This window comes from Nocardioides marinus (assembly GCF_013408145.1).
Taxonomy (GTDB): domain Bacteria; phylum Actinomycetota; class Actinomycetes; order Propionibacteriales; family Nocardioidaceae; genus Nocardioides; species Nocardioides marinus.
On the sequence record NZ_JACBZI010000001.1, the window covers coordinates 2,449,864 to 2,462,345 of the forward strand.

Consider the following 12,482-nt stretch of genomic DNA (forward strand, 5'->3'; position numbering starts at 1 on the left):
CCCTGCCCGGGCGGTCCGCAGCGCCTGGGAGGATGGGGGTGATGTCCGACACCCCCCATGCTCCGACGGGCCCCACGTACGCCGTCGTGGTGCCCGTGAAGCCGCCCTCGCGCGGCAAGTCACGACTGGTCGGCCTCGCCGACGGTGCACGCGAGGAGCTGGCCGCGGCCTTCGCGCTGGACACCGTGACCGCGTGCCTGGCCGCCCGGCACGTGGGTGCGGTGCTGGTCGCGACCGACGACGCCCGCTTCTCAGCCGCCCTGGCCGCCACCGGCGCGCCCTGCATCCCCGACGGTGACTCCTCCGACCTCAACGCGACCCTGCGCCAGACCGCGGCCGAGGCCCGCCGTCGGTGGCCGGCACTGCGAGCCGTGGCGTTGTGCGCCGACCTGCCTGCCCTGGACCCCGACGATCTCGACGCAGCACTCGAGGACCCCCGGATCTCGGGCGAGCGGGCCGGCTTCGTCGCCGATGCGGCCGGCATCGGGACGACGCTCTACTCCGCACCCTGGGAGCACTTCGACCCGAGGTACGGCGAGGGTTCCCGCCGCGCGCACCTCGACGCCGGTGCGGGCGAGGTCCTCGGCGAGCTGACGACGCTGCGCCGCGACGTCGACGACCTGCCCGACCTGCAGGCGGCCGCAGCGCTCGGGGTCGGCGAGCACACCCGTCGGGTCCTGGACGCACTCGGGCTGTTCTGAGATCACCATCCCCCGAGCCGCCGGGCCGCGGGGCCGGGCGACCACGCCCAGACGCACGAGCCCAGACACACGAGCCCAGACACACGACAGGGCCCGTCCGCAGCTGCGGACGGGCCCCGTAGGCGTGGACCGGGGACTCAGGAGCTGGCGGCCGCCTTCTTGGCAGGAGCCTTCTTCGCGGGCGCCTTCTTGGCCGGCGCCTTCTTCGCCGCGGTCGCGGTCTTCGCAGGCGCCGCCTTCTTGGCAGGAGCCTTCTGCGCGGGCGCCTTCTTGGCCGGCGCCTTCTTCGCCGCGGTCGCGGTCTTCGCCGGCGCCGCCTTCTTGGCAGGAGCCTTCTTCGCGGGCGCCTTCTTGGCCGGCGCCTTCTTCGCCGCGGTGGTGGTCTTCTTCGCAGGGGCCTTCTTCGCCGGCGCTGCCGACTTCGCGGGCGCCTTCTTCGCGGGCGCCTTCGTGGCCGGTGCCTGCTTGGCGGGGGCCTTCTTGGCAGGAGACTTCTTGGCAGGGGCCGCCTTCTTCACCGCGCTGGCCGCCTTGGCAGCAGGAGCCGCGGCAGCGCTCGCCGCCGAGCCGGCCTTGGCCACCGTGAGCTTCGGCAGCTTCTTGGCGCCGGAGATGACGTTCTTCAGGTCCTGGCCCGGAGTGAACTTCGGGACCGCGGTCTTCTTGGCCTTCATCCGCTCGCCGGTGCGCGGGTTGCGCACCCAACGGGCGTCGCGGACCTTCTTCTCGAACGAGCCGAAGCCCGTGATGGCGACCTTCTCCCCCTTCGCGACCTCACGGGTGATGGTGTCGAGGACGGACTCGAGCGCGTGGGCAGCTGCCTTCTTGTTCCCCTCGAAGCGCTGGGACAGCGCGTCGATGAGCTGGGTCTTGTTCACAGGATTTCCCTTCGTGCAAACCTCGGTGCGCCGAGCACGCGCTCGGACTTCCCATGCACGCTAGGGATTCGTGGCCCGGCTCACAATGACCAACGCCGCGAACTTCGTGATTTCCTCACGATGATCGCGGCGTCGGTTCAGCAGGGTTCGCCGTAGGACGAGGGCCTCAGCCCACCTGTGTCGACCTCACATGGTGACGGGCTTGAAGCTCGGACGCGTGGCCTCGAACGCCGCGATGTCCTCGTCGTGCCCGAGCGTGATGCCGATGTCGTCGAGACCCTCCAGCAGGCGCCAGCGCGTGTAGTCGTCGATGTCGAAGGAGTCCTCGACGCGCCCCTCGCCCTCACCGGCACTGACGGTGCGGGACTCCAGGTCGACGGTGATGCTCGCGCCGGGCTGCTCCTCGAGCACCGACCACAACCGCTGCACGACCTTCTCGTCCACCTGGGCGGCGACGAGCCCGGCCTTGCCGGAGTTCCCGCGGAAGATGTCGGCGAAGCGGCTGGAGATCACGACCTTGAAGCCGTAGTCCATCAGCGCCCAGACCGCGTGCTCGCGCGACGAGCCGGTGCCGAAGTCCGGACCGGCCACGAGCACCGACGCACCGGCGTACGCCGGGTCGTTGAGCACGAAGTCGTCGTCGCCGCGCCAGGCTGCGAAGAGGCCGTCCTCGAAGCCGGTGCGCGTCACCCGCTTGAGGTAGACCGCCGGGATGATCTGGTCGGTGTCGACGTTGCTGCGGCGCAGCGGCACGCCGACCCCGGTGTGGGTGGTGAACTTCTCCATCACAGAGCTCCGATCGGTCCGGTCAGTCCAGGTCAGCGGGGGACGAGAGGGTGCCGCGCACGGCGGTGGCGGCGGCGACGGGGATCGACACGAGGTGCGTGCGACCGCCCTTGCCCTGCCGGCCCTCGAAGTTGCGGTTGGAGGTCGACGCACTGCGCTCCCCCGGGCTGAGGGTGTCGGGGTTCATGCCCAGGCACATCGAGCATCCCGCCCCACGCCACTCGGCGCCGGCCTCCTTGAAGATCACGTCGAGGCCCTCCTCCTCGGCCTGCAGGCGGACCCGGACCGAGCCGGGGACGACGAGCAGGCGGGTGCCCTCGGCAACGCTGCGGCCCTTGATGACCTCGGCGGCCAGGCGCAGGTCCTCGATCCGGCCGTTGGTGCAGGAGCCGACGAAGACGGTGTCGACGCGCACCTCGCGCATCGGCGTCCCGGCCTCGAGGCCCATGTAGGACAACGCCTTCTCGCAGGCCACCTTGTCGGAGGCGTCCTCGAAGTCGTCGGGCGAGGGGACGCTGGCGCCCAGCGGCACGCCCTGGCCGGGGTTGGTGCCCCAGGTGACGAAGGGGGTCATGGTCGAGGCGTCGAGCACGATCTCCTTGTCGAAGCTCGCGTCGTCGTCGGTGCGCAGGCTCTTCCAGTGCTCGACGGCGGCGTCCCAGTCGGCACCCTTCGGCGCCTCGGGGCGGCCCTCGATGTAGTCGAAGGTCGTCTGGTCGGGAGCGATCATCCCGGCCTTGGCGCCCCACTCGATCGACATGTTGCAGATCGTCATGCGGCTCTCCATCGAGAGCTCCTCGATGGCCTGGCCGCGGTACTCGACGATGTAGCCCTGGCCGCCGCCGGTGCCGGTGTGGGCGATCAGGTTCAGCACGAGGTCCTTGGCGGTGACCCCGTCGGGCAGGGACCCGTTGACGGTAACGGCCATCGTCTTGGGCTTGGCCTGCATGAGGGTCTGGGTGGCCAGCACGTGCTCGACCTCGGAGGTGCCGATGCCGAAGGCGATCGCGCCGAACGCTCCGTGGGTCGAGGTGTGGCTGTCGCCGCACACGATCGTCATGCCCGGCTGCGTCAGGCCGAGCTGCGGGCCGACGACGTGCACGATGCCCTGGTCGATGTCGCCGAGCGGGTGCAGCCGGACGCCGAACTCGGCGGCGTTCTTGCGCAGCGTCTCGACCTGCGTGCGGGACACGGGGTCGGCGATCGGCTTGTCCCAGTCCAGGGTCGGGACGTTGTGGTCCTCGGTGGCCAGGGTGAGGTCGGGGCGGCGCACCTGACGCCCGGCCAGCCGCAGGCCGTCGAAGGCCTGCGGGGAGGTGACCTCGTGGATGAGGTGCAGGTCGATGTAGAGGAGGTCGGGCTCCCCCGGGGTCGATCGGACGACGTGCTCGTCCCAGACCTTCTCGGCAAGGGTCCTGCCCATGACGCACTCCTTCGTGGCCGCGTGGTTCGGTGGTGTCCGTCCGGCCCGACGACATGACGGCCGGGCGGTTCGACGTGTCGATGCTACGCCCAAGATCCCAGTTCGTGAGACACGATTCCCACCATGCGAGACGCATGTCGCGAAGGCAAAGTCTGGTGAGGCACGCGTCACAGTGCTTGCCATCCCATTCCCCGAGACATCAGTATTGCCATATGGACAGCAGTGGAGTGGGCGTTCTCGACAAGGCGGCGATCGTGCTGACGGCCCTGGAGTCGGGTCCGGCGACCCTGGCGGGCCTTGTCAGCGCGACGGGTCTGGCCCGTCCCACGGCACACCGGCTCGCGGTCGCGCTCGAGCACCACCGCCTCGTCGCCCGCGACATGCAGGGCCGCTTCGTGCTCGGCCCGCGCCTCGCCGAGCTCTCGGCCGCCGCCGGCGAGGACCGGCTGCTCGCCACCGCCGGCCCCGTGCTCGCCCGGCTGCGCGACATCACCGGCGAGTCCGCCCAGCTGTGGCGCCGCCAGGGTGACCACCGCGTCTGCGTGGCGGCCGCGGAGCGCCCCTCGGGCCTGCGCGACACGATCCCCGTCGGCACCCAGCTGACGATGCGGGCCGGCTCGGCCGCCCAGGTGCTGCTGGCCTGGGAGGACCCCGAGCGCATGCACCGTGGGCTGCAGAACGCCGCCTACTCCGCCGCAGCCCTCTCCGGCATCCGGCGCCGCGGCTGGGCCCAGTCGGTCGGCGAGCGCGAGCAGGGCGTGGCGTCGGTCTCGGCGCCGGTCCGCTCCCCCAGCGGCAAGATCATCGCGGCGGTCTCCGTCTCCGGCCCGCTCGAGCGGCTCTCCCGCACCCCGGGGCGGATGCACGCCCCCGCGGTCATGGCCGCGGCCGAGCGGCTCTCGGAGTCCCTGCGGCGCGCGGCCGCGGACGGCCAGTCGGCATAGAGGCAGGTCGGCGGTCACCTCACCGGGTCTCGACACGCTCCGTCGCGGCTTCGTCCCTCAGCCGCGGTCGCTGCTCGACCACCGACGATCGCGTCCCCTGGCGCGTCCGCGATCACCACAACGCATCGTTGCGCTCGAGGTCCAGCAGCAGCTGCTTGCGCTCCAGCCCGCCGGCGTACCCGGTGAGGGTGCCGTTCGCACCGATCACGCGGTGGCAGGGGATCACGATCGGGATCGGGTTGCGGCCGTTGGCGAGGCCGACCGCGCGGGACGCGGCGTTGGTCATGCCCAGCCGGAGCGCGATCGCGCCGTACGACGCCGTCTCGCCGTAACCGATGCCGCGCAGCTGCTCCCACACCCGCTGCTGGAAGTCGCTGCCCACGGGCGCCAGCGGCAGGTCGAAGTCGGTGAGCGTGCCGTCGAAGTAGGCAGCGAGCTGGCGCACCGCCTCGGCCAGGACCGGGTGGTCGTCCTGTCGCTCACCGCGGGGCCGGCCGTCCCCCGCGGCGTAGGGGGAGAACTCGATCGCGGTGATCGCGCCGTAGCGCTCGACGATCCGCAGCGGCCCGATCGGGCTCGGGGTCTCGGTCCACATCAGCGCTCCTCCGTGGGCTCGTGCGTGGTGGGGGTCTGGTCGGGTGTGGGCGGCATGAGGGTCTGCCACAGGTGGAGCAGCGCGTAGGAGCGCCAGGGTCGCCAGCGCCCGCTGGCCGCCACTGCCTCGGCGGGGTCGGCGCCGAGCCGGGTCAGCGCCGTGCGCACGCCCACGTCGGTGGGCAGGAAGACGTCGGGGTGGGCCAGCGCCCGCATCGCCACGTAGTCGGCCGTCCACGGACCGATGCCCGGCAGGTCCAGCATCCGCGCCCGCACGGCATCGCGCTCGGGCCCGCGGTCGAGGGCCACCTCTCCCCCGTCCAGGGCGGCAGCGAGCCCGACCAGGGCACGCCCGCGTGCCCGGGGCATCGGGAGGCTCTCGGGGTCGAGGCCGGCGACGACGCCCGGGCGGGGGAACAGGTGCGTCAGACCGGGTACGCCGGTCTCGACCGGGGTCCCGTGCGCCGCGACGATCCGACCGGCCACGGTCCGGGCGCCGGTGACCGAGACCTGCTGCCCGATCACGGTGCGCAGCGCCGTCTCCTCGCCGTCGACCTGTCCGGGCACCCGCAGCCCCGGGTGACGGGCCACGAGGGGCGCGAGCAGCGGGTCCGCTCCGAGGTGCGCCGAGACGGCGAGGGGGTCGCAGTCGGCGTCGACGAGTCGCCGGGCCCGCTCGACCGCGGCCGCGGTGTCGCGCAGGTCGGCGAGGGTGAAGGTGGCCGGGACCTGGGCGGTGCGGCCGGCCTCGAGGTCGTCGAGCGCCGGGTCGAGGTGCAGGCGCAGGGTGCCGGGTCCGTGCGGCAGGTCGAGGGTGCGGGCGTACCAGCCCGGGCCAGCGACCTCCACGCCCGGGACGAGGTGGTAGGCCAGGAAGTCCAGCAGTGCGGTCGCGGCGAACGGGGTCCGCACCGCCAGGCGCATCGTGAGCCTCCCCTCGACGGCGGGTTCGGCAGCGCGGCCGGCCGGGGACCGGCGCGCGCGCAGGGCGCTGGGGCTGGCGGCGTACACCTCGCGGACGGTGTCGTTGAACTGGCGCACCGAGGCGAAGCCGGCCGCGAACGCCACGTCGGCCAGCGGGAGGTCGGTGGTCTCGACCAGCACTCTGGCCGTCTGCGCGCGTCGTGCCCGCGCGAGGGCGAGCGGGCCGGCCCCGAGCTCGGCGGTGAGCACCCGGCCCAGGTGGCGCGGGGTGTAGCCGACCCGGTGCGCAAGGCCCTCCACGCCCTCCCGGTCCACCACTCCGTCGGCGATCAGCCGCATGGCGCGACCGGCGACCCCGGCCCGGACGTCCCACTCGGGACTGCCGGGGGTGGCGTCGGGCAGGCAGCGCTTGCACGCTCGGTAGCCGGCGGCCTGGGCGGAGGCGGCCGAGGCGTGGAAGGTGACGTTGGCCGCCGCGGGGGTCCGTGCCGGGCAGGAGGGCCGGCAGTAGATGCCGGTGGTGCGCACCGCGGTGTAGAACACCCCGTCGTAGCGGCGGTCGCGGGAGCTGACGGCGGCGTAGCAGGACACGGGGTCCAGGGGGCTCGTCGTCGTGCTCATGGCTCCATCATGCCCGTCGCCACCGACCGACTCTGGCGGGAATCGGACACGGCCGTGCGGCACCTCCCGGCCGGACGACGCACCGTCCTCCCCGGGGGTGCGGGCGCGGCGACCACCCCTGGTGGAAGATCATGGGGTGCCAGAGCACCTGCGTGTCGACCACTCCCACCGGCGGATCGTCGTACGCGTCGTGCTGCTCACGCACGTCCTGCTGGCGCTCCTGACCGCCGCAGCCGTCACCCTGGCCTACCGCCACCTCGACGGGGACATCCGCTCCCAGGACGTCACCGGCATGCTCACCGACCGCCCCGAGAAGGAGGAGGTCGAGGGGCCGAAGGAGCCGCTGAACATCCTGGTGATGGGCACCGACGACCGCTCCTGCGAGGGGTGCGCGATCGACGGCGAGGCCGGTGGCGGCGGCTCGGACACGACGCTGCTGGTCCACGTCTCCGCCGACCGGCAGGAGGCCTACGGCATCTCGCTGCCCCGTGACGCCCTGGTCACCCGTCCCGACTGCATGGACGAGGACGGCGGGGTGATCCCCGGCGGCGACCTGGAGATGTTCAACACCGCCTTCGCCCTCGGTGGCCCGGCCTGCACCATCCAGACCGTCGAGCAGCTGACCGGCGTGCTCATCGACCACTACGTGACGGTCGACTTCAACGGCTTCGTCGACATGGTCGACGCCGTCGGAGGCGTCGAGGTCTGCATCCCCAAGGACGTCTCCGACCCCACCCACAACATCTTCTTCGACGCCGGCACCCAGACCCTCGAGGGTCGTCAGGCGCTCAACTACGTCCGCGAGCGCTACGTCCTGTCCGCCAACTCCGACATCGGCCGGATGCGCCGCCAGCAGGCGTTCATCGCCTCGATGATCAACAAGGTCGTCTCCGCCGGCACCCTCACCCGACCCGACCGCGTCTACAGCTTCCTCTCCGCCGCCACCCGCTCGATCACCGTCGACGAGGAGCTCGGCTCCATCCAGGACCTCGTCGACCTCGCCCTGCAGTTCCGCGACACCGGGCTGGGCAGCATCGAGTTCGTCACCGTGCCCAACGAGGCCTACGCCCCCGACCCCAACCGGCTCGTGTGGTCCGACAAGGCCGACAAGCTGTGGAAGCGGGTGGCCAAGGACAAGTCGCTGACCAAGAAGCTCGGCCGACGCTCCATCACCGCCAAGGACCCCGTCGGCACCTCCTCGGCCGACCCCAGCGCCACCGCCACCGAACCCGTCGACCCCGACGAGGCGGCCGAGCAGGAGAAGCAGCGCGCCGAGGCGCTGGCCAACGGCCTCTGCGGCTGAGGAGCCTGCGGCGCCGGGACAGCGGTGAGTGGTCACCCGCTCCGCACGCGGGATCGGTTGAGGACTCACCGCTCCCACTGGCCCGGGTCGGGCAGCGGTGCGTGATCACCCCGTGGACGTCCCCGGACGGTTGAGGACTCACCGCTCCCGGACGGACGTCGGCGGCCCGTGCCACGCTGACCCGGTGAGTCGTCGCAAGGAGCGCCCGGAGGTCCCCGAGGAGTGGGTACGCCGGGTGGACGCCGTCCTCGGTGCCTTCCCCCGCTGCCGGGCCGAGCCGGCCTGGGTCGGCACCCGCTGGCGGGTCGGGTCGGCCACGGTCGCGCACGTCTTCGGAGGCGAGGACGGCCTGTTCCGCATCATGTTCCGCGCCGAGCCCGACGAGGTGATGGCGCTGGCCCACCTGGGCGACCCGTACTTCAAGGCCTCCTGGGGCAGCGACGTCGTCGGGCTGCTGATCGACGAGCGCACCGACTGGGCCGAGCTGGCCGAGCTGCTGACCGACTCCTACTGCATCCAGGCGCCCGAGCGATTGGCCGCGCAGGTCGAGCGACCCGGCTGACCTGCTGGGAGCCCGAGGGGCCTGACGATCCCTGCGGTGACCCCACCACGGCGAAGCGCCCCGATCCGTGAGGATCGGGGCGCTTCGTGTGACGTACTCCGTACGGGATTCGAACCCGTGTTTCCGGCGTGAGAGGCCAGCGTCCTAGGCCACTAGACGAACGGAGCATGTGTTGAGTTGTGCGCTTCGGCAGCCTCTCGGCTCCCTGGCGACCGGTGGAACTCTAGCCTTGAGCTTTCGTCCCGATCAAATCGGGGCCTGCTCCTCGCGGAGCCGCCCTGACCTGGGTGGTCACTTGCTGGGGTACTAGGACTCGAACCTAGAACAACTGAACCAGAATCAGCCGTGTTGCCAATTACACCATACCCCAAGGGGGTACCTCGCGACCTGCTTCCGCAGCCCTGAGGACCGACGGGAACCTTACACGCGAGGGTCGGGGCCGACCAATTCGGAGGGGGGCGGGGGCGGCCCGGCGGGCCGGCGCGGAGCGCCCCAGGGGGCGGGCGTGCCCTCGGTGGCGATCCCCCGCCTGCGCGCCACCCACAAGACGACGCCGAGGTAGACCAGGCTCTGGGTCAAGGTGACGGGCAGGCTCCACCAGGTCCCGCCGGAGGGGTTCATCGCCGAGGTCATGTCGCTGAAGGCCAGCGCCATGCCGAAGGCCAGCAGGTTGTTGAGCACGTGCATCGCGATGCCCGCCTCGAGCCCCCCGGTGGCCAGCACCAGGAAGCCCGCGACGAGGCCGAAGGCGAAGCGGTCGACGAAGACCGGCGGGTCCTGCGCCCCGTGGGCCAGGGCGAACAGCAGCGCCGGGACCACCACCGCGACGAGTCGCGAGGGGACCAGGGTGCCGACGGCCTGGGTGAGGTAGCCGCGGAACGCGAACTCCTCCCCCGCCGCCTGCAACGGGGTGAGCAGCACGACGACGAGCAGGAAGTCGCGCATCGTCCGGCTCCAGGAGTTCAGCTCACCGGTGATCTCCGCACCGTTGCCCTGGGCCGGCAGCACCGCCGAGACCAGCAGCGTCGCGACGAGGGCGACCAGCGAGAGGCCCAGGCAGGTCGCGAACCACCCCCACCGCACCCGGCGTACGACGGAGACGGCCCAGCCGGGGTGCAGGCCGTGCACCAGCCACACGGCGAGCACGACGGCGGGGATGGCCGCGGCCCAGCCGAGGTTGACCAGGGCGAGGAACGACGGCGTGACCTCGTCGGTGCCCGAGAGTCGGTCCAGCGCGACGTCGGTGGGCAGCCCGCCCAGGATCAGCCCCGCGGCGATCACCCCGGCCGCCACCGTCTGCGCGACCAGGAAGAACACCACGACCAGGGCGACGCCCAGCAGCACCCACCAGCGCGAGGGTCGCCCGGCGGTGAGCAGGCGGTGGTAGGCCAGCACGTCGCGCTCCTCGGTCAGAGAGCGGAGGCCAGGCGGGCGAGCGACCGCTCGCGCCCCAGCAGCTCCATCGACTCGAACAGCGGCGGGCTGACCCGGCGGCCGGTGATCGCGACGCGGACCGGGCCGTAGGCCACCCGCGGCTTGAGGCCCATCTCGTCGACCAACGTGGCCTGCAGGGCGTCCTGGATGGCCTGGGTCGACCAGGTGCCGAGCGCGGCGACGGCGTCGTGCGCGGCCTTGACGACCCCGCGACCGGTCTCGTCGAGCAGCTTGGCCACGTCGGCCTCGTCGCGGGTGAAGTCGGCCTCGTCGACGAAGAGGAACCCGAGCATGTCGGCGACCTCGGCGAGCTTGTTGACCCGCTCGGCGACCAGCGGCATCGCCAGCTCCAGCAGCTGGGCGTCGGCGTCGCGGACCGGGTCGCTGACCACGCCGGCGGCCTTGAGGAACGGCAGCGCGCGGTGGGTGATCTCCTCGACCGGCAGCATCCGCAGGTGGGCGGTGTTGATGGCCTCGGCCTTCTTCAGGTCGAAGCGCGCCGGGTTGGCGTTGACGTCGGCGATGTCGAAGGCCTCGACCATCTCCTCGAGCGAGAAGACGTCGCGGTCGGCCCCGATCGCCCAGCCCAGCAGGGCCACGTAGTTGAGCAGGCCCTCCGGGACGAACCCCTGGTCGCGGTAGGCCAGTGCGTGCGCCTGCGGGTCGCGCTTGGAGAGCTTCTTGTTGCCCTCCCCCATCACGTAGGGCAGGTGACCGTAGGCCGGGGTGGTCTCGGCGACGCCGATCGCCTTCATCGCCTCGAACAGGGCGATCTGGCGCGGAGTCGAGGAGAGCAGGTCCTCACCGCGCAGGACGTGGGTGATGTGCATGGTCGCGTCGTCGACCGGCGCGGTGAGCGTGTAGAGCGGGTCGCCGTTGGCGCGGCACAGCGCGAAGTCGGGGACGAACTGCGTCTCGAAGGTGACCTCGCCGCGCACCAGGTCGTCCCAGGTGATCGAGCCCTCGGGCATCCGGAAGCGGACGATGGGCCGACGGTCCTCGGCCTCGAACGCGATGCGCTGCTCCTCGGAGAGCTCGCGGCAGAAGCCGTCGTACCCCATCACCTTGGAGCCGGACTCCTTGCGCCGCGCCTCGACCTCGTCGGTGGTGCAGTAGCAGTCGTAGGTGTAAGACGACGCGCGCAGGCTCGCGAGCACGTCGCGGTAGAGCTCGCCCCGCTCGGACTGGCGGTAGGGGCCGTACGGGCCGCCGACCTCCACCCCCTCGTCCCAGGTCAGGCCGAGCCAGCGGAACAGCTCGAGGATCGCGGCGTAGGACTCCTCGGTCGAGCGCTCCTTGTCGGTGTCCTCGATGCGCAGCACGAACGTGCCGCCACGGCCGGTCAGCTCGGCGTGCTTGGCGAAGGCGTAGTTGAACAGCGCGGTGCGGACCAGTCCGACGTGCGGCGAGCCGGTCGGCGACGGGGCCATCCGGACCCTGACCGGCGTGGCGGGCGCCTGGGTGGTGGTGCTGTCGGTCACGGGGTTCAGCGCTCCTTGATGGTGTTGGTCAGCGCGCCGAGGCCGTCGATGGCGACCTCGACCTCGTCGCCGACGTGCATGCGGCCGACGCCCTCGGGGGTGCCGGTGAGGATCACGTCGCCGGGCAGCAGGGTCATCACGCTGCTGACGTGGGCGACGAGGGTCGGGACGTCGAAGATCATGTCGGCCGTCGAGCCGTCCTGGACGACGTCACCGTTGAGGTAGGTGCGCACGCGTAGGCCGTCGGCGAAGGCCTGCGGGTCGAGGTCGGTCTCGACCCAGGGGCCCAGCGGGCAGAAGGAGTCGAAGCCCTTGGCCCGCGTCCACTGGTCGTCGCTGCGCTGCAGGTCGCGGGCGGTGACGTCGTTGGCGATGGTGTAGCCGTGGATGACGTCGGTCGCCTTCTCGGGCGGGACGTCGCGGCAGATGCGGCCGATGACGACGGCCAGCTCGCCCTCGTACTGCAGGTCCTGGGTCTGGCGGGGGTGGAAGACCGGGTCGCCCGGGCCGACCACCGAGGTGTTGGGCTTGAGGAACATCAGCGGCTCGTCGGGCACGTCGTTGCCGAGCTCGGCGGCGTGCTTGGCGTAGTTGCGGCCGATGCCGACGACCTTGCTGCGGGGCAGGACCGGTGCGAGGAGCCGGACGTCCTCGAGGCGGTGCTCCTGCTCGAGCAGCTTGACGCCGACGTACAACGGGTCGCCGGCGAGGGCCACGATGACCGCGTCCTCGCCCAGCTGGCCGTGCTCGTCGAGGTCGCCGGTCACGACGCCGTACTGCGGGTCCTCGCCCGTGGTGAATCTCGCGATGCGCACCGCTCGACCCTATCGA

Annotated in this window: 12 protein-coding genes and 2 tRNA genes; 4 read left to right on the top strand and 10 right to left on the bottom strand. The window is 72.0% G+C overall.

Features of this window, described 5'->3' with window-relative positions; all coding sequences use genetic code 11:
* The first annotated feature begins 41 nt into the window (after positions 1-41).
* Positions 42-701, top strand: coding sequence for a 2-phospho-L-lactate guanylyltransferase (gene cofC / locus BKA05_RS11620; protein ID WP_179531573.1), 660 nt, complete (start codon positions 42-44; stop codon positions 699-701).
* A gap of 137 nt (positions 702-838) precedes the next feature.
* Here cofC and BKA05_RS11625 read toward each other — a convergent pair whose 3' ends face one another.
* The 3 genes from BKA05_RS11625 to leuC form a co-directional block, all read right to left on the bottom strand.
* Positions 839-1,579, bottom strand: coding sequence for an HU family DNA-binding protein (locus tag BKA05_RS11625; protein WP_179531574.1), 741 nt, complete (start codon positions 1,577-1,579; stop codon positions 839-841).
* 186 nt (positions 1,580-1,765) lie between these two features.
* Positions 1,766-2,365 carry a 3-isopropylmalate dehydratase small subunit gene (gene leuD, locus BKA05_RS11630; RefSeq protein ID WP_179531575.1) on the bottom strand — a complete coding sequence of 200 codons (600 nt, stop codon included), beginning with the start codon at positions 2,363-2,365 and terminating at the stop codon, positions 1,766-1,768.
* 22 nt (positions 2,366-2,387) lie between these two features.
* The gene (leuC, locus tag BKA05_RS11635) at positions 2,388-3,788 is read right to left on the bottom strand and encodes a 3-isopropylmalate dehydratase large subunit (protein WP_179531576.1); all 1,401 of its coding nucleotides are present in this window, start codon (positions 3,786-3,788) and stop codon (positions 2,388-2,390) included.
* Positions 3,789-4,000: 212 nt separating this feature from the next.
* Between leuC and BKA05_RS11640 the strand changes: the two genes are divergently transcribed.
* Positions 4,001-4,732, top strand: coding sequence for an IclR family transcriptional regulator (locus BKA05_RS11640; protein ID WP_179531577.1), 732 nt, complete (start codon positions 4,001-4,003; stop codon positions 4,730-4,732).
* A 112-nt stretch (positions 4,733-4,844) separates the two neighbouring features.
* Here the strand turns inward: BKA05_RS11640 and BKA05_RS11645 are convergent, their stop codons facing one another.
* Together BKA05_RS11645 and BKA05_RS11650 are read right to left on the bottom strand one after the other, a co-directional pair.
* A complete protein-coding gene (locus BKA05_RS11645; protein ID WP_179531578.1) occupies positions 4,845-5,327 on the bottom strand; it encodes a methylated-DNA--[protein]-cysteine S-methyltransferase in 483 nt (160 codons plus the stop codon).
* Positions 5,327-6,871, bottom strand: coding sequence for a DNA-3-methyladenine glycosylase 2 family protein (locus BKA05_RS11650; protein WP_179531579.1), 1,545 nt, complete (start codon positions 6,869-6,871; stop codon positions 5,327-5,329). Before BKA05_RS11650 ends, BKA05_RS11645 begins: the two co-directional genes overlap by 1 nt.
* A 136-nt stretch (positions 6,872-7,007) precedes the next feature.
* Between BKA05_RS11650 and BKA05_RS11655 the strand changes: the two genes are divergently transcribed.
* The gene (locus BKA05_RS11655; RefSeq protein ID WP_179531580.1) at positions 7,008-8,174 is read left to right on the top strand and encodes an LCP family glycopolymer transferase; all 1,167 of its coding nucleotides are present in this window, start codon (positions 7,008-7,010) and stop codon (positions 8,172-8,174) included.
* 184 nt (positions 8,175-8,358) lie between these two features.
* Complete coding sequence (locus tag BKA05_RS11660; protein ID WP_179531581.1) at positions 8,359-8,736, top strand: MmcQ/YjbR family DNA-binding protein; 378 nt, start codon at positions 8,359-8,361, stop codon at positions 8,734-8,736.
* A 94-nt stretch (positions 8,737-8,830) separates the two neighbouring features.
* Here BKA05_RS11660 and BKA05_RS11665 read toward each other — a convergent pair.
* From BKA05_RS11665 to BKA05_RS11685, 5 genes are all read right to left on the bottom strand, one after another.
* A tRNA-Glu gene (locus BKA05_RS11665) sits at positions 8,831-8,903 on the bottom strand.
* Positions 8,904-9,034: 131 nt separating this feature from the next.
* A tRNA-Gln gene (locus BKA05_RS11670) sits at positions 9,035-9,106 on the bottom strand.
* A gap of 50 nt (positions 9,107-9,156) precedes the next feature.
* The gene (locus tag BKA05_RS11675) at positions 9,157-10,131 is read right to left on the bottom strand and encodes a CPBP family intramembrane glutamic endopeptidase (protein WP_343045638.1); all 975 of its coding nucleotides are present in this window, start codon (positions 10,129-10,131) and stop codon (positions 9,157-9,159) included.
* 14 nt (positions 10,132-10,145) lie between these two features.
* The gene (gene gltX / locus BKA05_RS11680) at positions 10,146-11,600 is read right to left on the bottom strand and encodes a glutamate--tRNA ligase (RefSeq protein ID WP_179533158.1); all 1,455 of its coding nucleotides are present in this window, start codon (positions 11,598-11,600) and stop codon (positions 10,146-10,148) included.
* 56 nt (positions 11,601-11,656) lie between these two features.
* The gene (locus BKA05_RS11685) at positions 11,657-12,466 is read right to left on the bottom strand and encodes a fumarylacetoacetate hydrolase family protein (RefSeq protein WP_179531582.1); all 810 of its coding nucleotides are present in this window, start codon (positions 12,464-12,466) and stop codon (positions 11,657-11,659) included.
* Between the last annotated feature and the right edge of the window lie 16 nt (positions 12,467-12,482).